General features: G+C 72.0%; 19 protein-coding genes. 8 read left to right on the top strand and 11 right to left on the bottom strand.

Annotation, left to right across the window (positions count from 1 at the left end; translation table 11 throughout):
• The first annotated feature begins 38 nt into the window (after positions 1-38).
• Together ACZ7M3_RS01760 and ACZ7M3_RS01765 are read left to right on the top strand one after the other, a co-directional pair.
• Positions 39-1,043 carry an alpha/beta hydrolase gene (locus tag ACZ7M3_RS01760; protein ID WP_472059954.1) on the top strand — a complete coding sequence of 335 codons (1,005 nt, stop codon included), beginning with the start codon at positions 39-41 and terminating at the stop codon, positions 1,041-1,043.
• 108 nt (positions 1,044-1,151) lie between these two features.
• Positions 1,152-2,171: a helix-turn-helix domain-containing protein gene (locus ACZ7M3_RS01765; RefSeq protein ID WP_472059955.1), complete on the top strand. Its 1,020-nt coding sequence runs from the start codon at positions 1,152-1,154 to the stop codon at positions 2,169-2,171.
• Between the two features lie 5 nt (positions 2,172-2,176).
• Here ACZ7M3_RS01765 and ACZ7M3_RS01770 read toward each other — a convergent pair whose 3' ends face one another.
• Positions 2,177-3,256, bottom strand: coding sequence for an NADH:flavin oxidoreductase/NADH oxidase (locus ACZ7M3_RS01770; protein ID WP_472059956.1), 1,080 nt, complete (start codon positions 3,254-3,256; stop codon positions 2,177-2,179).
• 150 nt (positions 3,257-3,406) lie between these two features.
• On the opposite strand from ACZ7M3_RS01770, the gene ACZ7M3_RS01775 reads away from it, so the two are divergent.
• Complete coding sequence (locus ACZ7M3_RS01775) at positions 3,407-3,781, top strand: ArsR/SmtB family transcription factor (protein ID WP_472059957.1); 375 nt, start codon at positions 3,407-3,409, stop codon at positions 3,779-3,781.
• A gap of 22 nt (positions 3,782-3,803) precedes the next feature.
• On the opposite strand, the gene ACZ7M3_RS01780 is transcribed toward ACZ7M3_RS01775, so the two are convergent.
• From ACZ7M3_RS01780 to ACZ7M3_RS01790, 3 genes are all read right to left on the bottom strand, one after another.
• Entirely contained in the window at positions 3,804-5,162 is a 1,359-nt protein-coding gene (locus ACZ7M3_RS01780) for a nucleobase:cation symporter-2 family protein (protein WP_472059958.1), read from the bottom strand.
• A 417-nt stretch (positions 5,163-5,579) separates the two neighbouring features.
• Complete coding sequence (locus tag ACZ7M3_RS01785; RefSeq protein ID WP_472059959.1) at positions 5,580-6,938, bottom strand: FAD-dependent oxidoreductase; 1,359 nt, start codon at positions 6,936-6,938, stop codon at positions 5,580-5,582.
• 199 nt (positions 6,939-7,137) lie between these two features.
• On the bottom strand, positions 7,138-7,821 hold the full coding sequence (locus ACZ7M3_RS01790; RefSeq protein WP_472059960.1) for a DUF305 domain-containing protein: 684 nt from the start codon (positions 7,819-7,821) through the stop codon (positions 7,138-7,140).
• A gap of 194 nt (positions 7,822-8,015) precedes the next feature.
• Here ACZ7M3_RS01790 and ACZ7M3_RS01795 point away from each other — a divergent pair, with 194 nt between their 5' ends.
• Positions 8,016-9,518: an LVIVD repeat-containing protein gene (locus tag ACZ7M3_RS01795; RefSeq protein WP_472059961.1), complete on the top strand. Its 1,503-nt coding sequence runs from the start codon at positions 8,016-8,018 to the stop codon at positions 9,516-9,518.
• Here ACZ7M3_RS01795 and ACZ7M3_RS01800 read toward each other — a convergent pair.
• Positions 9,506-10,210 carry a TetR/AcrR family transcriptional regulator gene (locus ACZ7M3_RS01800; protein ID WP_472059962.1) on the bottom strand — a complete coding sequence of 235 codons (705 nt, stop codon included), beginning with the start codon at positions 10,208-10,210 and terminating at the stop codon, positions 9,506-9,508. The genes ACZ7M3_RS01795 and ACZ7M3_RS01800 overlap by 13 nt on opposite strands.
• Before the next feature lie 233 nt (positions 10,211-10,443).
• Here ACZ7M3_RS01800 and ACZ7M3_RS01805 point away from each other — a divergent pair, with 233 nt between their 5' ends.
• A complete protein-coding gene (locus ACZ7M3_RS01805; protein ID WP_450424293.1) occupies positions 10,444-10,689 on the top strand; it encodes a DUF2630 family protein in 246 nt (81 codons plus the stop codon).
• A 106-nt stretch (positions 10,690-10,795) separates the two neighbouring features.
• Here ACZ7M3_RS01805 and ACZ7M3_RS01810 read toward each other — a convergent pair whose 3' ends face one another.
• The 4 genes from ACZ7M3_RS01810 to ACZ7M3_RS01825 form a co-directional block, all read right to left on the bottom strand.
• Positions 10,796-11,491, bottom strand: coding sequence for an HAD family hydrolase (locus tag ACZ7M3_RS01810; protein WP_472059963.1), 696 nt, complete (start codon positions 11,489-11,491; stop codon positions 10,796-10,798).
• Between the two features lie 73 nt (positions 11,492-11,564).
• Positions 11,565-12,248, bottom strand: coding sequence for a phosphatase PAP2 family protein (locus ACZ7M3_RS01815; RefSeq protein WP_472059964.1), 684 nt, complete (start codon positions 12,246-12,248; stop codon positions 11,565-11,567).
• 67 nt (positions 12,249-12,315) lie between these two features.
• Positions 12,316-13,251 (bottom strand): M56 family metallopeptidase, encoded by a 936-nt coding sequence (locus ACZ7M3_RS01820; RefSeq protein WP_472059965.1) that lies wholly within the window; start codon positions 13,249-13,251, stop codon positions 12,316-12,318.
• A gap of 98 nt (positions 13,252-13,349) precedes the next feature.
• A complete protein-coding gene (locus ACZ7M3_RS01825; RefSeq protein WP_472059966.1) occupies positions 13,350-13,919 on the bottom strand; it encodes a DUF5134 domain-containing protein in 570 nt (189 codons plus the stop codon).
• Positions 13,920-14,100: 181 nt separating this feature from the next.
• Between ACZ7M3_RS01825 and ACZ7M3_RS01830 the strand changes: the two genes are divergently transcribed.
• The 3 genes from ACZ7M3_RS01830 to ACZ7M3_RS01840 all read left to right on the top strand — a co-directional run bounded on the left by ACZ7M3_RS01830 (position 14,101) and on the right by ACZ7M3_RS01840 (position 19,945).
• On the top strand, positions 14,101-15,789 hold the full coding sequence (locus ACZ7M3_RS01830) for an FUSC family protein (protein ID WP_472059967.1): 1,689 nt from the start codon (positions 14,101-14,103) through the stop codon (positions 15,787-15,789).
• 959 nt (positions 15,790-16,748) lie between these two features.
• Positions 16,749-17,240 carry a MarR family winged helix-turn-helix transcriptional regulator gene (locus tag ACZ7M3_RS01835; protein WP_095856167.1) on the top strand — a complete coding sequence of 164 codons (492 nt, stop codon included), beginning with the start codon at positions 16,749-16,751 and terminating at the stop codon, positions 17,238-17,240.
• Positions 17,241-17,347: 107 nt separating this feature from the next.
• Positions 17,348-19,945 carry a cellulosome protein gene (locus ACZ7M3_RS01840; protein ID WP_472059968.1) on the top strand — a complete coding sequence of 866 codons (2,598 nt, stop codon included), beginning with the start codon at positions 17,348-17,350 and terminating at the stop codon, positions 19,943-19,945.
• Between the two features lie 19 nt (positions 19,946-19,964).
• Here ACZ7M3_RS01840 and ACZ7M3_RS01845 read toward each other — a convergent pair whose 3' ends face one another.
• Together ACZ7M3_RS01845 and ACZ7M3_RS01850 are read right to left on the bottom strand one after the other, a co-directional pair.
• Positions 19,965-20,729: a VOC family protein gene (locus tag ACZ7M3_RS01845; protein WP_067372884.1), complete on the bottom strand. Its 765-nt coding sequence runs from the start codon at positions 20,727-20,729 to the stop codon at positions 19,965-19,967.
• Between the two features lie 89 nt (positions 20,730-20,818).
• Positions 20,819-21,211: a VOC family protein gene (locus ACZ7M3_RS01850; protein WP_472059969.1), complete on the bottom strand. Its 393-nt coding sequence runs from the start codon at positions 21,209-21,211 to the stop codon at positions 20,819-20,821.
• Positions 21,212-21,229: the final 18 nt, after the last annotated feature.

Genomic DNA, 21,229 nt, shown 5'->3' on the forward strand with positions numbered 1-21,229 from the left:
GTGGTCACAGGGACGTGGCCCGGACGCAGGGAGAGCCGATGACCACCAATCCGTCCGCCGAGGCGCAGGGCTCCCGGGTCGGGCCGCCCCCGCCGTTCGACCCGGAGCTCGCCGCCGCCCTCGAGATCATCCGCGAACAGCTGCCGTCCTCGTTCAGCGTCGAGATGATCCCGGCGCTGCGCGAGGGCATGGCACTGTCGGAAGGCGCGGACCTGGACCTGACCCGGGACGGCGCCTTCGCGGTGGAGGAGCGCACGGTCCCCGGGCCGCAGGGCGCACCGGACATCTCCCTGCTCATCTGCCGGCCGACCCGGGCCGCCGCGGCCGTGCCCGTCGTCTACAACGTGCACGGCGGCGGCATGGTGATCGGCGACAACCGCACCGGCGTGGGGGAAATGCTCGACTGGGCCGAGGAGCTGGGCACGGCCGTGGTGTCGGTGGAGTACCGCCTCGCGCCCGAACACCCGCATCCGGCCCTCGTCGAGGACTGCTACGCCGGACTGAAGTGGACGGCCGAGCATGCCGGGGAACTGGGGTTCGACCCCGGGCGGATCATCGTCGCGGGCGCGAGCGCCGGGGGCGGTCTGACCGCCGCGGTCGCCCTGCTCGCCCGGGACCGCGGCACACCGGCGCTCCTGGGGCAGGTGCTGCTGTGCCCGATGCTCGACGACCGCAACGACACCCCCTCCAGCCATCAGATGGCCGGTCTCGGCGTGTGGGACCGCGCGGCGAACCACATGGGGTGGACGGCCCTGCTCGGTGACGCCCGCGGCGGCCCGGACGTCTCTCCCTACGCCGCCCCGGCCCGCGCCGAGGACCTCTCCGGGCTGCCCCCGGCCTTCATCGACGTCGGTTCGGCCGAGACCTTCCGGGACGAGGCCGTCGCCTACGCGAGCGGCCTGTGGCAGGCGGGCGGCCGGGCCGAACTCCACGTGTGGCCCGGTGGTTTCCACGGATACGACCTGATGGCGCCGCAGGCCGCCCTGTCCCAGGACACCAAGGCCGCACGTCTGCGCTGGCTGCGCCGGCTCCTGGAGAACTGACCCCGTCCACCGGGTGTTCCTGCCGGTGACGGCTTGGCACCGGGCGCCGGAAGACGGAGCATGAGGGGGCGACGCTTTCCGGCGGCCCGTGCGAGGTGAGTGAGTTCGGTGAAGGAGCTGGCGGGCAGGCTCGCGGCGCTCGACCCCGACGCGGGTGCCGCACTCCAGGTGATCTCCTACTTCGACCGGCTGATCGAGGGCCGGGCGGGTCTGGAGTCCCTGGTGCGGGGCGCGGCCGTGCTGTCCGGCAGCCCGGCCCGGCTCGTCGACGAGGAGCGCGGGGTGCGCGTCCGGGTCGAGGCCGACGGGACGCGCCGGGACGACGGCGGCCCCCTCGACCCGGCCTGGCCCTCGGTCCCCTTGACGCCGGACGGACCGCCTGCCGTCTGGCTGGAGCGCACGGGAGTCTTCGACGGGGTCCACGCGATGGTCCTCGAGCGTGCCGCGGCCGCCGCCCGGGTGGTGCTCGACCGGACGCGCGGGCGGGCTCCGGCGGAGGCTCGCCAGGCCGACCCCGCCTCGGTCGAGGTGCTCCTGGACGCCGCCGCCTCCGAGCACGCCCGGCGTCAGGCGGCCGTCCGGCTCGGCCTGCGGGACGTGGCCGCCGCCCGTGTGGTGGCGACCGCCGAGGGCGGCCCGCTCGTCGAAGCGGTGCCCGCCACCGGCGACAGCACGCCCACCACCGGTGGCCGTCGCGCGGGCATCGGCCCCGTGGTGCCCGTACGGGACCTTCCGGCGTCGTGGGCCGCCGCCCGTACTGCCCTGCGGTTCACCGCGGAGGGCACCGACCAGGACCCCGGCCCCCGCACGGTGTACGCGGACGAGCTGGGCGGCCTCGCGCTGCTCGCGGACACGGTCGGCCCGACCACGGAACCCGTCCCCGACGTCCGCGCCCTCGAACACGCCGTCGCGACGGCCCCCTGGGCGGCGAGCACGCTGAACGCGGTCGCCTTCAGCACGAGCCTGCGCGCCGCCGCGGCGGAGCTGAACGTGCACCACTCCACGCTCCAGGACCGCCTCGTCCAGGCCGAGCACTGGCTCGACTGGCCGGTCCACGACCCGCACGGCCGACTCCGCCTCCAACTGGCACTGGTCCTACGACGGTTGCACCGGAACGCGGCACGCTAGTACTGCTACACGGAGCGGTGGTACTGGTCGGGGACGTGGACCTCCGCGCCGAGTTCACGGGCCGCCAGGCGTGCGAACGAGGGGTTGCGCAGCAGCTCGCGCCCCAGCAGCACGGCGTCGGCCTCGTCGTTGGCGAGGATCTTCGCGGCCTGCTCGGCGTCGGTGATGAGACCGACGGCGGCGACCGGCAGCGTCGTCTCCGCCTTGACCCGGGCGGCGAAGGGGACTTGGTAACCCGGCCCGACCGGAATGCGTACGCCCGAGACGTTGCCGCCGGTGGAGACGTCGAGCAGGTCGACGCCGTGCGCGCGCAGCTCGCCCGCGAAGCGGACGGTGTCGTCGGCGCTCCAGCCGCCCTCCTCCAGCCAGTCGGTGGCGGAGATCCGGAAGAACAACGGCTTGTCGTCGGGCCAGACCTCCCGCACGGCGTCCACGACCTCGAGGGCGAAGCGGACACGGTTCTCGTACGAGCCGCCGTACGCGTCGGTGCGGCGGTTGGAGTGCGGGGAGAGGAACTCGTGGACGAGGTATCCGTGGGCGCCGTGGATCTCGGCGATCTCGAAACCGGCGTCCAGGGCGCGCCGCGCCGCGTCCGCGAACTGGCCCACGATCTCCCGGATCCCGGCCACGGCCAGCTCGGTCGGCACCGGGTGCCGCTCGTCGAAGGCCAGCGCGCTCGGAGCGAGCGGCTGCCAGCCGTACGCGTCCTCGCGGACCGGCGCGCCGCCCTTCCAGGGGCGGTCGGTGGAGGCCTTGCGGCCGCTGTGCACGAGCTGGATCGCGGGTACGGTGCCCTGGCTCCGCAGGAAGCGGGTGATCCGGCGGAAGGCCTCGACCTGGGTGTCGTTCCAGATGCCCAGGTCGTAGGGGCTGATCCGGCCCTCGGGGGAGACGGCGGTGGCCTCGACGACGATCAGCCCCGTGCCGCCGGTGGCGCGGGCGGCGTAGTGCGTGAAGTGCCAGTCGTTCGGCGCGCCCGTCGAGGGTCCCTCCGGCGCGGCCGAGTACTGGCACATCGGGGGCATCCACACCCGGTTCGGGATGGTCACCTCGCGCAGGGTGAAGGGCTCGAAGAGCGTGCTCACGGCGGACTCCGTTCGTCGAGGGTGCCGAGCTGCACCTCGTACGATAGGCGTCGTAGTACGGAGTGTGTCAAACTACGAGAGATGTCGAACAATTCCCGTAGACTGGGGTTCCTGGACGAAGATGAGGTTCCTGGACGAAGTGGAGCCACCGTGACGACCGCAGACCCCGCCGGCAGCAGCCGAGACCTGCCGCACCCGGCGCGTGAGGAGATCCGTCTGGAGTCGGTGCTGCACGCGCTCTCCGACCCCATGCGGCTGCGGATCGTGCGCGAGCTCGCCGCCGTCGGCGACGAGCTCTCCTGTTCGCACTTCGACCTGCCGGTCACCAAGTCCACCACCACGCATCATTTCCGGGTGCTCCGTGAGAGCGGGGTGATCCGGCAGGTCTACCGGGGAACGGCCAAGATGAACGCTCTGCGGGGAGCCGACCTGGACGCGCTGTTCCCCGGGTTCCTCGACAGCGTCCTCGGCGCGATCGAGCGGCAGGGCGAGCGGCTCGGCGAACCTCGGCGAACGGCTCGGTGACCGGCCGGTCACCCAGCCGGGCTCAGACCGAGGCGGCCTTCGGTTCGGCGGCGGCCCCGGCCGAACCCGCCTTCCCCGGCAGGTGGTTGAAGAGCAGGTTCAGGACGATCGCCGTCAGGCACCCGGCGCTGATCCCGCTGTTCATCACCGTCTGGAACCAGTCGGGGAACTTCGCGTAGATCGTCGGCACGCCGACGGGGAGCATGCCCACGGCGACCGAGACGGCCACCACCGTCAGGTTGTTGTTGCCCTCGAAGTCCACCTCGGCCAGCGTCCGCAGCCCGCTCGCGGCGACCGTCCCGAACATCACCAGACCCGCGCCGCCAAGGACCGGCGCCGGCACCGCCGCGACCACCGCGCCCAGCTTGGGCAGCAGACCGAGCAGGACGAGGATGCCGCCCGCGGTCGCCACCACCCAGCGGCTGCGCACCCGGGTCATGCCGACCAGCCCCACGTTCTGCGCGAACGCCGTGTAGGGGAAGGTGTTGAACACACCGCCGAGCACCGTGGAGAGACCGTCGGCGCGCAGACCGTCGGCCAGCGTGCGCGGCTCGACCTTCCGGTCGGTCATCTCGCCGACCGCGATGAGGTCACCGGTCGTCTCCGTCATCGTCACCAGCGCCACGACCAGCATCGACACGATCGCGGAGGCGTGGAACGTCGGCGTGCCGAAGTGGAACGGCGTGCTGATCCCTACCCAGTGGGCGTCCCCGACCCCGCCGAAGTCCGTGAAGCCGAACGGCACCGCCACGGCGAGGCCCACCGCGATGCCGGCCAGCACCGCGATCCGGCCCAGGAAGGGCGGCGCGAACCGCTGCACACCCAGCACCACGGCCAGGACGAAGCCCGCGAGCGCCAGGTTCTTCGGCTCCCCGAAGTCCTTCGCGCCCACGCCGCCGGCCGCCCAGCTGCCCGCCACCGGCAGCAGCGAGACCCCGATGATCAGGATGACGGTGCCCGTGACCAGTGGCGGGAAGAAGCGCAGCAGCCTGCCGAAGACCGGCGCCAGCAACACGATCGCGAGTCCCGCGACGATCACCGATCCGTAGATCGCGGGCAGTCCGCCGCCCGTCGTCCCGATCAGGACCATCGGCGTGACCGCCGCGAAGGTGCAGCCCTGCATGATCGGCAGTCGTACGCCGAACCGCCAGAAACCCACGCACTGGATGAGGGTCGCGATACCGCACACCAGCAGGTCCGCGGTGATCAGATACGCGAGGTCGGCGGGCGAGAGCTTCATCGCCCCGCCCACGATCAGTGGTACGGCCACCGCGCCCGCGTACATCGCGAGCACGTGCTGCAGCCCGAAGGCGGCCAGGTGGCGTACGGGTGGGACCTCGTCGACGGGATGCACGGGATGTGCGGGTGCGGTGGTCGCCATGGGTACTCCAGGAGCGGCGGGTGGGGACGGGGGCAGCCGGACGGCGCGAGGAACGTCCGAACAGCACGAGACCGTAAGGGGCTTGAACAGTTTGTTGATTTCCGGCCCGTTGCCGCTATGTGTCATGCCCACCGAGTCGCGCCCGACCCCACCGGAAAGGCCCTATGCCCCGTCGTCACATTCCCGTCTGCCCCGCGACGCCATGCACGCGCCCCCAAGTTCTCGGCTTCGCTCGAACAGGGAGGGACCCCCTTCGCCGCACCGGGCACAGACCCAAGTACATCCAGTACGAGGGCCTGTGCCCGGCACGCCGAGAGCACGCTCCCCCAAGCTCTCGACTCCGCTCGAGCAGGGGGGACCCCCATGACGCCGCCGGGCCCGCCCTCCGGGCGGACGACGGGAATGTGACGACAGGACCTAGGACGAAGTCGCCGTCCGCGCCGCCGCCAGCAGCGACGTCCAGTCGGGCAGCTTGACCACACCCCGTCCGAGCGAGGCCCCGAGCTCCGCCTCCGCCCGCTCGATCGCCTCCCATCCGGCCCACGGAACCGGTGTCGCCCCGGCCGCCCGCAGCGCCGCGAGGGGATCCTCGGCCAGCTCCCGTCGCATGAGTTCGGGGGCGTCCTCGACGAGCGAGGTCACCGTCTCCTTGGCGCACGGCCGGTTGGTGCCGATGACACCGGTCGGGCCCCGCTTGATCCAGCCCGCCACATACTCGCCCGGCGCGACCACGCCGTCCCGCAGCACCCGGCCCGCGCTGTGCGGCACCGTGCCGTGGTCCGTGTCGAAGGGCAGTCCTTCGAGGGGGACGCCCCGATAGCCGACCGAGCGGAGCACCAACTGCGCCTCGATGTCCTCGTACCGTCCCGTGCCCGTCACCCCGCCGTGCCCGTCGGGCGCCGTACGCTCGAAGCGCACCGCGCCCACCCGGGTGCCGTCGCCCTCGTCGGGAAGCAGCTCGACCGGGCGCAGGAAGAAGCGCAGCCGGATCCGGCGGGCCCGGTCCTGCGCCGGCGTGGCGGCCCACCCCCGCAGCACCTCCACGTTGCGGCGCTGCGCGGCGGGCAGGTCCGACGGGTCGGCGTACTGCGGATCGAGCGCCAACTCCTCGGGATCCACCACGACTTCGGTGTCCGGCAGCGAGCCGAGCTCGCGCAGCTCCTTGGTGGTGAACCGGGCCTGCGAGGGACCGCGCCGCCCGATCATGCTGATCTCGGTCACCTTGCTCGCGGCCAGCGCCCTCAGCGCCGCCTGCGGCACGTCCGTGGGGCTCAGCTCGGACGCGCCGCGGGCCAGCATCCGGGTCACGTCCACGGCGACGTTCCCGACGCCGACGACCACCGCCGAGCGTGCGCCGAGCACGAAGCCGTCGGTGGCGGAGTCGGGGTGCGCGCTGTACCAGGACACGAACTCGGTCGCCGACCAGCTGCCCGACAGCTCCTCGCCCGGCACTCCGAGATGGCGGTCGGTGGCGGCGCCCACGCAGTAGACCACCGCGTGGTACAGCTCCCGCAGCCGGGTCACGGGCACCCCGCCCGGGCCGACCTGGACACCGCCCAGGAACCGCACCCGCTCGTCCTCCAGGACCGCCCGCAGATTGTTCTGCAGCGACTTGATCTTCTCGTGGTCCGGCGCCACGCCGTAGCGCACCAGGCCGTACGGGCAGGGCAGTCGATCCAGGACGTCCACCCGGACCTCGGACAGCCCGCTCTGGACGAGGCTCTGGGCGGTGTAGACCCCGCTGGGCCCCGAGCCGACGACGGCGACATACAGCACGGCGGAACTCCCAATCCGAAACCCGAACAGCTCGAGGAGATCGCTGATGGCTCCAGCATCGCACCACCGACGCTCCGCTGACAGGGTGCGGCGCGCGGCACACGCGTACGGGTTCAGTCGCACGGAAAGTCATGACATGAATACATGTTGTGATCGTTCCGGCGGTCGCCAGAGGTGTCGTCAGAGGTGTCGCCGAGCGTCACCGCAACTCGCGCATCCTGCTGATCTCGCTCGTCTGCTGGGCGATCACGTCGTCGGCCATCTCCTCGACCTGGATGTTGTTGCCTTGGGCCTTCACTTCCGTGGCCATGGAGATCGCCCCGTCGTGATGTGTGATCATCAGCTTCAGGAAGAGCGTGTCGAAGGCCTTGCCCCGCGTCGCGCGCAACTCCTTCAGCTGTGCCTCGGTCGCCATGCCGGGCATCGCCTCGTGCCGGTGCTCCGTGGCCCGCTTGTCGCCGTCGTGGGCCGTGAGCCAGCCCTTCATCGTGGCGATCTCCGGCCCCTGCGCGGCCGCGATCCGCGCGGCGAGCCGCTTCACCTGGCCCGACGCCGCCTGCTTCGGGGCGAGTGCGGTCATCTCCAGGGCCTGGGTGTGATGTTCGATCATCATCCGCGCGTAGGCGAAGTCCGCCGTGTTGGGGGAGTCGTCCTCGTTGCGCTGCTTCGCGGCGTCCGCGGCGGAGAGCGTCTCGGCCGCCTCGCCCGGCTTGCCGGGGGCGATCACCGAAGGCCCGCTCGTCCCGGCGGACTTGGGCGTAGAAGCCGAGCCGGAGTCGCAGCCCCCGAGCGCGAGCACGGCGACCGTCAGCGAGGCCGCGCCCAGGAGCGCACGGCGTGTGCGGGGTGTACGGGACGCGCGGGACGTACGACGGAGCAACACATCGACCTCCAGGGGCACATGAATCGCCGGACATCTCACGGGTGTTTCATGACCGTCCTAGCACGCCGGTGAACGTTGCTGATCAAAAACCTTCATTACGAGTACGTTGCCATCTGTTGATCAGCGCATGAGCCGGACGATACTTCTGGGGTCCGTGAACCGTTCGACTGCGAACGGCTACAAGGGAGGACGCAGTGACCCTGTTGATCGATCCCCGAACGCGGCGCAGACGCCTGGGAGTTGCCGCGGCCGCGGCCGGACTCCTGGCCGCGCTGCTCACGGCCGGCCCGGCGGCCGCGACCCCCGATCCCGGGGACGGCCCCGCCGTTCCGGAGAAGGTGTCCCGCAGTGATGCCGCCGAGACCAGGACGGCGATCGCGAACGGCGAGATACCGGGGCAGGACGAGATCGTCCACTCCGACAACATCGAACACCTCACCAACATCCCCAAGGACGCGCTGCCCGGCACCAATTCCGACCTCGCGTTCCAGGGCAAGTACGCCTTCGCCGGCAACTACGACGGCTTCCGCATCTTCGACATCAGCAACCCGAAGGTGCCCAGGACGGTGGCGCAGGTGCTCTGCCCGGGCTCGCAGAACGATGTGTCCGTCTCCGGCAACCTGCTCTTCCTGTCCACCGACTCCTCGCGCAGCGACAACTCCTGCAACAGCACCACGCAGCCCGCGACCGAGAAGTCCTCGTGGGAGGGCATGAAGGTCTTCGACATCACCGACAAGGCGAACCCGAAGTACGTCGCCGCCGTCGAGACCGCCTGCGGCTCGCACACCCACACGCTGGTGCCCGAGCGCAAGAACGTCTACATCTACGTCGCCTCGTACTCGCCGAGCGCCACCTTCCCCGACTGCCAGCCCCCGCACGACGGCATCTCGGTCATCAAGGTGCCGCGCAAGGCCCCTGAGAAGGCCGCCGTGGTGAACTTCCCGGTGCTGTTCCCGGGCGAGGGACCGGACGGCGGCGGCAACCCGGGCGCGCCCACCAACCCGGGCGTCTCCAAGACCACCGGCTGCCACGACATCACGGTCCTGCCCTCCAAGGACCTGGCCGCCGGTGCCTGCATGGGCGACGGCATCCTGTTCTCCATCAAGGACCCGGAGCACCCGAAGGTCATCGACCAGGTCGAGGACAACGTCAACTTCGCGTTCTGGCACTCGGCGACCTTCAACCAGAAGGCGAACAAGGTCGTGTTCACCGACGAGTTGGGCGGCGGTGGGGCGGCCACCTGCAACGCGGCCATCGGTCCGAACCGCGGCGCCGACGGCATCTACGACATCGTCGGCAAGGGCGACAAGCGCAAGCTCGTCTTCAAGAACTACTTCAAGATCCCCCGCCACCAGGCCGACACCGAGAACTGCGTGGCCCACAACGGCTCGCTGATCCCCGTCAAGGGCAAGGACCTCATGGTCCAGGCCTGGTATCAGGGCGGCGTCTCCGTCTGGGACTTCACCGACTCCTCGAACCCGAAGGAGATCGCCTACTTCGAGCGCGGACCGCTGACCACCGACAAGCTCACGGTCGGCGGCGCCTGGTCGGCGTACTACTACAACGGCTACATCTACTCGAACGACATCGCCAAGGGCTTCGACGTCCTCAAGCTCAGCGACCGGCGCACCGATCCGGCGAAGCGGGTCCACCTGCGCGAGCTCAACGTCCAGACACAGCCGGACTACTTCGACTGATCATCGGACGACTGATCGTCAGGCGGCTGCTCGTCCGGGCGTCGGCCGGTCGTGAAGAACCGTGACAGATCGCTCTCGCACGTCCCGCCGGGCACCTCGGTGCCCGGCGGGACACCCATCTCCCAGTCGAGGTGGTAGCGCTCGAACAGCTCGGCCCGCAGCCTCGGGACCGGCATCGGCACACCCGGCACCAGGGCCGCGTACACCGCGCCCATGAGCACCGCCCGCAGCATCGGGTAGTCGGTGTCGGCATCCTGGGAGCCGTACTCGGCGACGGTCTCCCGCAGCAGCTGCGCGAGGCGCTGCTGCTCCGGACACTGCACGAACCCCTCGCCCTGCAATATCCCCGCCATGTGCTGACGCATCAGCACGGGCCGGTCCCGCGCCAGGCCCAGGATCGCGTCGATGGCCCGCGCCAGCCGCTCGCGGCCGTCCTCGGTACGCGGCTCGCGCTCCAGCCCCTCCTCCAGCGTGCGGTGCATCATCCGGTGCACGGCGGACTGCAGGAGCTGGCGTTTGCCGGGGAAGTAGTACGACACCAGTCCGCGCGCCGATCCCGCGCGATCCGCGATGTCCCCGAGCGTCGTCGCCTCGTAGCCACGCTCGTTCACCAGCTCCACCGCGGCCTGCAACAGCCGCTCCCGGGAACGCCGGCGCAACTCTTCATTGACCGACGGGCTGCGCGGGGACATGCTGGAACTCCTGTGTTGACTGGCTGCCAGCCAACTATACTCGGAGCGTCCGGGCCATGACCCACCGCGGGGGAGGCTTCGGGCTGCCGTCCGCCTGGGGCGACGCGGGGGATCGTCTCAGGCGGACGGGCACAGGGCGAGCGGAATTCCCGGCCGGGCAGGATTCCCGAGCGAGTCGCACAGCCGCCCTGGCCTCCTTAGAGTGGGCGAAAGTGCCGAGGAGGCGGGTGGAGATGGATCAAGAGCAGATCCTGGCCAAGATCACGGCGATGGTGGACGACGAGCGGCGGCTGCGCGACGCCGCCGCATCAGGGCAGATCGACAGCGCCACGGAACACGAACGGCTCGGACAACTGGAGCGCGAGCTGGACCAGTGCTGGGACCTGCTGCGCCAGCGGCGCGCGAAGTCCGAGTTCGGGGAGAACCCGGACGAGGCGCGCGTACGACCGTCCTCGCAGGTCGAGGACTATCAAAGCTGATCGTGAGGCCTCCCGGGGCCTCCCGGGGCCTCCCGGGGCCTCCCGGGCCTCCGGGCCGACATCGACGGCCCTCGGGCCCGCGGGCGCTCCCGGGAAGGTGCACGGGTCAGCCGACCAGGTCCAGCACCGGCCGCAGTCCCTCCGGGCGCCGCGCCGCGGGCAGGTGGTCCACGAAGTGCACCGCGCAGCCCAGTGCCGCCGCACCCCCGTCCGCGCGGCGGTCGTCCCCGACCATCAGCGTGTCCTCGGGGGCGATGCCCAGCGCCTCGCAGGCGGTCGCGAACAGTCGGGGGTCCGGCTTCTGGATGCCGTGCTCGTACGACATCACGTACGCGCCCACGTACCGGTCGAGTCCGTGCTCACGGAAGACGGGCCGCAGATCCCAGCCGATGTTGCTGACCACGCCGACCGCGACCCCGCGCTCGCACAGCGCGTCGAGCACCTCGGCCGTGTCGGGGTAGGGGCCCCACGCCGCCGGGAGCATGTGACGGTCGTACAGCGCGTCGTGCAACCGGGCATCGGGCAACCGCACCTGGCGGGAGATCGCCGTGTACATGGCCCGGTGCTCCTCGGCGCTCGCGTCCCGTCTGCGCCACAAGTCCTCCGAGCCCACCGGCAGCCGGGGCGCGACGCCACCGCCGGGCAGCGCGCCCACCGCCTCCAGGGCGTCCGCCGCCTCGGTCAACTCCCGCTCCGGCAGAGTGAGATCGGCGTCCCTGAGCACCGCGCGCAGCCAGGACTCGGTCGGTTCGGCACGGAACAGGGTTCCGGAGAAGTCGAAGAGCACGCCTTTGATCGTCATGAGGGAGATCCTTCGGGGCGCGGTCCGCGCCGGTCAAGCACGCCCCGGGCGGGTCGAGCACACTCCGTGCCGGTCAAGTACGTTCCGAGCCGAAGAGGCGCTCATGGGTCATCACCGCCAGCGCGACCACCAGCGCGCCGAGCAGCCAGCCGCCCAGGACGTCCGAGGGCCAGTGGACTCCCAGCCAGACACGGGTCAGGCCGACACCCACGACGGAGACCACGGCGAGCGCCAGTGCCGTACGCCGCAGCGCGCGCCCGGCGCCGTACAGCTGGAGCAGCCACAGCAGCAGCCCGCACACCACCGTCGCGGTCATGGCGTGGCCCGAGGGGAAGGCCGCGTAGTGCGCGGAGTCCACGGGGTCGGGCCAGACGGGGCGTGCCCGGCCGACCGCCGCCTTCAGCGACTGCTGCGCCACCGTGCCCAGCACACCGGCGGCCGTCACCCACAGCGCCGGCCACCACACCGAACGCCGCCACACCAGCCCGAGCACGACCAGCGCACCCAGCGCGCGCATCGTCCACGGGTCCCACACCCAGTCCGTCAGAACGCGGAACACCTGGGTGACAGCGGGTTCGTCGACCGCCCAGCGGTGCGCGGTGCGCGCGATGTCGCCGTCGAGGGCCGACAGCGGTCGCCAGGAGAACGCGACCAGCAGGAGAAGCAGCACGGACGGAACGGCGAGCACCGCCGCGGTGACTGCCGCGGTCCGTGGGGCCGGGGTGCGAAGCGGTGGGGCGAGGGGCGGGGAGCGCATACGGTGATCCTCACCGACGTACGGGGCCGAAGGCCAACCCCGTGGCGCCGAACCGCCGCTGTTGGGGCTAGCCGAGCGCCCGCAGGCCCGGTACGAACGCCACCAGCAGGGGGATCACCGGCACCAGCGTGGCCGCCGCCGTCAGCCGCAGCCGCCGCGACGGCGTCAGCCGGTCCGGGGGAGCGAGCAGGCGGTGCACCCGCTGCGGGACGTGGGCCTGTGGAGTCGGGCAGGGGCCGAACACGCCCCGGTCCTCGTTCAGTTCCACCAGCGCGAGGGCGGTCGTGAGGCGGCCGAAGCGGCGGGAGGCCATGTCGTCGGCGGCGAGTTCGACCAGGCGGTGCATCTCGTCGCGGAACGCGGCGAACACGGGCACCTGCGGAAAACCGACGGCGAGGGCGGCCGAGCAGTGCAGCAGCCAGTCGTGCCGGGCCCGCGCGTGACCCTGTTCATGGGCGAGCACGGCGTCCAGCTGACGTCCTTTGAGACGGCGCAACGCGGCTGTGGTGACGACCAGTTGGGGAGCGGTGCCGGGCAGCCACCAGGCGTCAGGACGCTCGCCCTCCAGCACCACCAGCCGTTCACTGCTCGGCTCCTCACCGGGCAACAGCGGTGCGCGTACGAGGAGTTCGTCACGGCTCTGCCGACGGTGGGCCCGGGCCCGCAGCACCTCGCGGACCAGCATCGCCGCGGTCCAGGCACCGCCGCAGGCGAGCGCCACGGCGGTCGTCGCGGCCCACGGGCTCCCCTTGCTCAACGCGTAGGCCTCCACGACGGAGTGCGGAGCGGGGGCGAAGACATGGCCGCGCACCGCCACCCACGCGGCGGCCGCGCTGAGCGTCATCGACAGGACGCAGCACAGCAGAACGGCCGCCACCACGCACTGCCACGCCCACAGGGCGACCACGGGTTCATGGTCCGGCCAGTCCGCCCGGGCGAGCAGTCGTGGAGCGACCACGGCGGCCAGGGCGCCGAGCAGCAACAGTGCCGCGGGGACCATCATGAGGTGAAGCCTATGAGCGGAGCGTCGCCGGGGGATACGGCCCGCGACGACAAAGTGACGTACGCCACGGTTTCACATGGCCGGGGCCGGAGCGGCGCTCAGAGCGTGACCAGCATGGCCAGCATCGCGATCCCCATGGACAGACGGCATGCCTGTGACAGCTCGGGGCGGTCGCCCCAGCCGAGGGTCCGGGGGGTGCCGCCGAGCGTCCCCGAGTCGCCGGCCACCGCCGCGACCGGCAACAGCCGGGCCCCGGAGCGCAGCACGTACCCGACGAAGTAGACCAGGAGCGCCCCCGTGACCAGTGGAGTCCCGGAGCCGCCGCCGTGCTCGTGGTGCCCGGGGGAGGCGGCCATCGCGGCGGCCATGTAGACCATGGCGCAGGCCCCGACCAGGTGGTGCAGATGGTGCGGGCTGCTGCGGACCGACCAGAGGGTACGCAGCGCGGCGGCAGCGAACACCGCGGCGTACGCGAACCAGGCCCAGCGCGGCGGAGTGGCTGCCGCCGCGGGCACGGCCATCGCGGCCATGCCGAATCCCATGAGCGCCTCGGCGCCCGCGGTGCGGCGCTGCTCCTCGACGGGGCTGCGCATCCGCAACAGGCAGTAGGCCCCGCTCGCCGCGCACAGTGCTACGAGCAGCCAGCCGGGTGACGCCGGTCCGTGCACCGCGTACCTCCCCGCTCGACGGAGTCGGACAGTCGGTCAGGTCATGCCCGGGCAGGGCGGTGCGCAAGCGAGCGCACAGGTGTACGCGGGGGAGCGTGCGGGAGTGCGTCGCAGGTGGGCGTGGGTGGGCGGTGACGGGAGAATATATTTCATGAGTAAAACACCTGCTAAGCTTGAAGGTATGAGCAGTGCGACCCCCCAGACCCCCCGAGTACGCCGCCGTCCCCAAGGACGCCACCGCTCTCATGGACGTCGTCTCCCGCTGGCCGGTGTGCTGCGGCTCGGCCGCCCCGCCGACATCTGGTTCAAGCCCGCACTGAGCGTGGTCGCCTCGGTCGCCCCGCCGAATCTGACGCTTCTCGCGCTCGGCCGGCTGGACCTGGCGATGTACACCATGGCCGGATCGCTCTGCGCGCTCTACGCCCACAACCGTCCGTACGCCGCCCGCGCCCGCGCGCTCGCCTGGGTCGTCCTCGGCATGCTCGGCGGCCTCGCCGTCGCGCTGACCGCGGCCTCGCTCACGACGAACGCCGTGGTGCTGGTCACCGTCGGCGCGCTGCTGGCCGCCGCGCAGAAGGCGCTGTGCGACGCCACGCGCATCGGGCCGCCCGGTCACGTGGTCCTCGCCTTCATCAGCTCCGCGTCCCTGTTCGTGCCACAGGCGCTCGGCCAGGTGCCCGGCCATCTCGCGCTGGGCGCCGCGGCGGGCGCCTGGGCGTGGATCGTCGGCATGGCACCCGGACTCGTGCGCCCGCACGGGCCCGAGCGCCGTGCGACGGCGCACGCGCTGCACGCCGCGGCCACCTACGCCGAGACAGCGGGCAGCGGTGACGGGGCCGCCCGGGCCCGTGCCGCCGCGGCCGCCGCCGTGCACGGGGCCTGGCAGTCGCTGCTCTCCACCGGCGCCCGCAGTGCGCCCCGGCGCGCCCTGGAACGGCTCGTCGTGCGCGCCGAGGTGGCGATCGCCGCGCCCGCCGACACGGAGCCCGAGCGGCTGCGGGCGTGGGCGCGCGAGGTACGCGGCGCCGGGCCCGTACCTCGTCCGGACGACCTCGGGGAAGCCGCCGACGAACTCCTGGGCGTGGAAGTCGAACTCGCCGTCCCCTCGAACCCCTTGTTCCGTCGCCTGGGCCCACTCGCCCCGATCGCCCTGCGCACCGCGCTCGGCTGTGCCCTCGCCGGATACGCGTCGCTCGCGCTCGGCGTCGGGCGCCCCTACTGGGCGCTGGTCACCGCCGCCTCGCTCTACCAGGCCAACGTCACCCTGACCTGGAGCCGGGGAGTGCAGCGCGTCGTCGGCAACCTGATCGGCGTCCTCTTCTTCGCCGTGCTCGCCCCACTGGCCCATCTCAGCCAGGCGGTCCTCGTCCTGCTGTGCCTCACCCTCAACTTCGGCGCCGAGGCCCTGATCGGCCGCAACTACTGGCTCGGCAGCATCTGCGTGACCCCCATGGCGCTGCTCATCACCGAGTTCGCCCGCGTCCAGCAGCCCGGTGAGCTGATGACCGACCGGGTCGCGGACACCCTGGTGGGTGCGCTGGTCGGCTTCGCCGCGGCGGTCGCGGTCACCAACCGGCGCGCCGGCGCCCGTATCGAGGACGCTCTCGACGCCGTCGAGCGGGCCCGTGAACGTGCCGTGGGCCTGCTCGACTCCGAGCGTCCCGAACCCGGCGCCCTGGAGTCCGCCCGCCGCGCGCTGTCCGGCGCCGTCGTCGAACTGCGCGCCACCGCCGACGCCGCCGCCGGCGAATGGTGGCAACGCGCCCTGCCGGAGGAGCGGGTGATGCGGGCCGAGCAGTCCGGACACCGTACGCTCGCGGCGACGGTACGGCGGCAGGGACTGCACTCCTTGGAGGGCGCACAGGCATGACGGCAGCGGATGGGCGCGCGACGGACGCGGCACTCGGCCAGAGCGGCACTGCGACCCCGGCGACACCTCGGCACGCGGCGCCGCACGGGCAGCCGAGTCGGATGAGCGAGCCGCCGGCTGGGCGGTCGGGTTCGGCGGGCGCCGTGGTCGGTGGTGCTGCCGGCGCGGACAGTCCGGCGGCCCGGCGGTCGGCGTCGGCGGAGGCGCGCGCCGGTGGGAGCGGCCCGTCCGGCGACTCGGCCGGACGCGGGCTCTCGGCGAGTGCTCCGCGCGGAGAAATGGCGGCGACCGGCAACGGGACCGAAGAAGCGGCCGACGCGGGTACCCCGGCCGAGGGGTCCACGCCGGCGCATCCGCAGGCCGGCCGGTCGGCGTCGGCGGAGCGGGGCTCCGGCCCCGCGCGGGCGGTCGGGTCGGCTGGGTCGGCCGGGGCGGACACGCCTGCAGTCCGCCCCAGCACCGCAACGGACACCGAGACCGCTCCCGAGACTCCCTCGAGCAGCCCGGTTGCCCCGGGCAGCCCAGCTGCCTCAGGCGCTCCGGGTGCTTCGGGTGTGCGGGTCGCCTCGGGTGGCCCGGCCGCCTCGGGTACTCCGGCTCCCTTGGGTACTCCGGCTCCGGCGGGTAGCCCGGCTGCTTCGGGTACCCAGGCTCCCTCGGGCGCTCCGGCCGCCCCGGGCACTTCGACTCCCTCGGACAGCCCGGTTGCCGCGGGTGCCCCGGTTGCCTCGGCCAGCCCAGCTGCCCCAGGCACTCCGGGTACCTCAGGCGCTCCGGCTGCTTCGGGTACCCAGGCTCCCTCGGGTGCCTCGGGTGCCTCGGGCGTTCCGGCCGCCTCGGGCGCCCCGGCCCCCTCAGGCGGCCCAGTGGCCTCAGGTGCCGAGACCCCTTCAGGCCCCCAGGCCCCCTCAGGTACCCCCACCACCGCACCCCCCGGCACCCCGCCCCCGGTCGACACCATGGCTGCCGTGGTGCGGCAGTGGCAGGCCGTTCATCCCGGGATCGACACCGGGCCGATGGAGATCATCGGCCGGATCAACCGCTCGGCCGCGCTGCTTCAGCAGGCCGAGGACGCCCCGTTGCGTCGGGCCGGGCTCACCCGTCCGGAGTTCGACGTCCTCGGGACCCTGCGCCGGACCGGTCACGAGCTGACCCCCAGTGAGATCGCCCGCGAGACGTTCTCCTCCGGTGCCGCCGTCACCAAGCGCCTGAAGCAACTGACCGAGCGCGGCCTGGTCGAGCGCCGCGGTGACACCCGTGACCGCCGGGTCGCGCACGTCCGGCTCACCGACGCGGGACGCGACCTCGTCGACGGCATCCTGCCCCAGCAGCTCGCCTACGAGACGACGGCCCTGTCCGGGATCGACCTCGCCCGCCAGCGCGAACTCGCCGACCTGCTCGGTGAGTTGCTCGGTCAGCTCGAAGGCCGTCTCGGGGTGCCCCGCGTCTGAGGCGTCCCGGGAGCCCACTTGCTTCGAGGGCACTCGCCGTTGACACGAGCCGCGCGACGCTCCTACGTTCAGGCTCGCCCGGTTCGGGGTTCCGGCTGACGTACGGGATGTCGAACAAGCAGAGTGACCGCGGAGGCGAAGTGGCAGCAGACACCGAGACGCTCACCGTCGACCTGGGCACCGACAGCGGCGCTTTCCACGGCGGGGCGAGCGGCACGCTCTACGGCCTGTACGGCGACGGAGTGCCCAGCCGCAACGTGGTCGAGGGCATGTACGTGCGCACGGTGTCGACCAAGGCCCAGGACGGCACCCAGCACCCCGGCGCCGACGCCCTCGACATCCTGCCCTCCTTCGTGGACTGCGGAGGCAGGGACGTCTACCTCTACATGACCGACATCTACCGCGGCTTCCCCTACCAGTGGCCCGGCGCCACCGGCGAGGAACGCCTCGCTGACTACCGGGCCAGGGTGGAGAAGCAGGTCAGGCAGGTCCTGACGACGGGTGCCCTCAAGTCCCACATCGTCTACGTGCCGTTCAACGAACCCGAAGGCAACATGTTCGGCACGGGGGAGTGGAGCTACGACAAGACCTCCTGGCACACCGACCCGCGAAACTACTTCGCCGCCTGGAAGGACCTCCACCACCTCATCAAGGGCCTCGACCCGCACGCGCGCATCGCGGGCCCCAACACCTGCGTCCTGTACGAGGAGGTGCGGGGCTTCCTGGAGTTCGCCAAGGCCCATGACGTCCTCCCGGACGTGGTGACCTGGCACGAGCTGTCGACGCCCGCCGCGATCCGTACGAACGTCGCCAAGTACCGCGACATGGAACGGGAGGTGGGTATCGGCCCCCTCCCCGTCAACATCAACGAGTACGCGCACAACTACCACCTGTCCGTGCCCGGGCAGATGATCCAGTGGATCTCCGCCATCGAGGAGTCGAAGATCGACGCCGACATGGCGTACTGGAACATCGACGGCAACCTCAACGACTCGGCGGTCGAGGCGAACAAGGGCAACGGCCAGTGGTGGCTGTTCCACACCTACGGCCGGATGACCGGCCGCACGGTCCACGTGCGGGCGCCGCACCCCAATGCCCAGTACACCCTCCAGGGCGTCGCCACGCTCGACCGGGACAAGCGCCAGGCCCGCGCCCTGTTCGGCGGCAGCGGCGGCGCCGCGGATCTCGTCTTCGAGAACGTCCCCGCCGAGATCTTCGGCGGCACGGTCCATGCGAGGCTCCACGAGATCCCGTGGAGCGGCCAAGTCGGCGCCTCGGCACAGCCGTTGCGCATCGAGGACCTCGAACTGCCGGTCGACGAAGGCAGGGTGCTCCTTCCCCTCGCCGACCTCGACGCGATGTCCGCCTACGAGGTGATCCTCTCGCCCGGCGGCGACGGGGTCCTCGCGCCGCCCTCGATCGGCTGGCGCCGGTCGTACCGCGCGGAAAACGCGACCTGCACGGGCGAGGGTCACTCGAGGAACGGGCCCGAGGGATCCCCCTCCGACGTCGACAGGTTCGCCACCTCGGGCACCTACCACGTCGGCGGACTGCGCACCGGCTCCGACCTCGCCGTCGCCTTCCGCGTCGAGGTCCCGCAGGACGGGACGTACGACCTGAGTGTCCTCGCGGGCTCCCACAACCTCCACGAACTCGTGCGGGAGCAGGGCCCCACCAATGTCTTCCTGCGCGTCGACGGAGCGGACCCCCAGGAGCTGCGCCTCCCCCTCGGCTACAAGCCGGTCGTCTGGGGGCACACCGACACCCGGGTGGAGCTGACGGCGGGCGCGCACACGCTCACCCTGTCCGCGCGGGACCCCGACCTCGGCGCCACCAAGGGCGACGCGATCATCGACCGGATCGACCTCGTCCTGCGGGACGCGCACGTGACCGCGCCCGCGCTGTACGAGGCCCCGTACGCGGACCTCGGCGCCGGCGCCCGCGTGACGTACGAGCACCGCGGCGCCTGCGGGCCGGGTGCCGTACTGCTGCCGCCAGGGGGGACCGCCACGTTCTGGGTGCATGCGGCCGCCGACGGCGAGGCGCTCGTGACGGTAGATCAACTCGGCTCGGGAGAAGGGTTGTTGACGGTCAACGGGGTGGAGGTCGGAGGTCTCGACCGGGACGGGATCCCGCTGTTCCTGGCCGGCGGCATCAACAAGGTGACGGTGACCGGCACTTCGGAGCACCTCGTCCTCGACCGGCTGTGCGTCGGACCGGGAACCGGACGCCTCGAGACCACCGTGTACCCCGCCGAGGAGGGCACGGTGACGGGCGAGGCCAAGGTGACGGGCGCCCACACCTTCGCCACCGGCGGGAAGGCGGTCGAGGGAATCGGCCGGGGGCCGGACAGCGCCCTTACCCTGACCGTCACGGCGACACGCACCGGACGTCATGCCCTGACCGTCCGCTACTCCAACGGCGAGCAGCCCCCGGCCACCCACTACAACCCCGATCCGGTCTGCCGCCACGCGGACCTGTCCGTGAACGGGGCGCCGGCGCACCGGATCCTCTTCCCCACGACCTTCCACTTCAACAACTTCTGGGACCTCGCCGTCCCCGTCACCCTGAACAAGGGCACCAACACCCTCACCTTCACCGCCGACGAACGGCCCGACTTCGACGGCGACACCACCAACGCCCACCATCAGCGCTCCGCGTACGCGCCGGTCATCGACCAGGTGGCGGTGACACCCCTGGCATGAGGTCCGGTCGAGCGTCCGGTTAGCCCTCCTCGCCCGCCACATGAACCCCGAAGAACGCCCCCTGGGGGTCCCGCAGGACGGCGATCCGGGGGCCGTCCGGCACGGACGTGGGCTCCATGAGAATGCTGCCGCCCGCCCCGACGGTGGCGTTCGCGGTGGCGTCCACGTCCTCGACGGCGAAGTACGGCAGCCAGTGCGGCGGCACCGCGTGCGGGAAGTTGTCGTCCATCGCCACCATGCCGCCGAAGTCGGCTCCCTCGATGCCCCACTGCGTGTAGTGCTCGGAGGCGTTCACGGTCCAGCCGAAGACCGTGGTGTAGAACTCGACGGCCCGGTCCGGGGCGCGCGTCAGCAGCTCCACCCAGCCGAGCGCGCCCGGCGCGTTGAACAGCCCCGCGCCCGGGAAGGCCCGCGCCTGCCACAGCTGGAAGGCCGCGCCGGTCGGGTCGAACACCACCGCGAAACGCCCGACGTCGAACACGTCCATGGGGCCGAGGACGACCGTGCCGCCCGCGGCCTGCACCGCGTCCACGGCGGTGTCGGCGTCGGCCACCGCGAAGGACACGTTCCAGGCGACGGGCTGCGACTCCTGGTACAGCGGGGAGATCGCCGCGACCGGCGCGTCGCCGAGGTGCGCGACCGTGTAGCCGCCCGCCTCCTGGCGTGGGTCGGTCTCCGGGCGCCAGCCGAACAGATCGGCGTAGAAGCGCTTGGCCGCCTCCAGATCACTGGTCCCGAGCTCGGTCCAGCACGGACCGCCGGTCACCGGCTTGTCGAGCTTCATGACGTTCCTCCGCCCTTGCGCCAGAAGGCCCCTGCAGCACGCTATGCCCGTGCCCTGGCCGTGGCCATCCGGCGCAGGGCGTCGTGCGCTCAGATTCCGGGGCGGTAGCGCAGCGGATGATCCGCCGGGATCTCCACGAGCACGATCTCGACACCGTCCGGGTCCGCGATCCACATCTCGATCAGCCCCCACGGCTCCTTCACCGGCGGGCGCATGATGTCGACCCCGGCCGCCGAAAGCTCCTCGTACGCCGCGTCGGCGTCGGCCACCTGGAGCCACAGCCTGAGCGCGGGCGAGGGCGGGGTCTCGGAGCGGCCCGAGACCTCCAGGAAGCCGCCGCCGAGGAAATAGACCGTCCCGCGCTCGGGACCCGTCCCGAACTCCCGGTGGACGGCGAGCCCCAGCCGCTCGCCGTAGAAGGAGCGGGAGCGCTCCGGGTCGGTGGGCCGCAGAAGGATCCGACTGCTCAGTACATGCACCATGCACCCGGAGCCTAGGGC

The sequence above is a fragment of the Streptomyces sp. NPDC111656 genome (assembly GCF_055656965.1).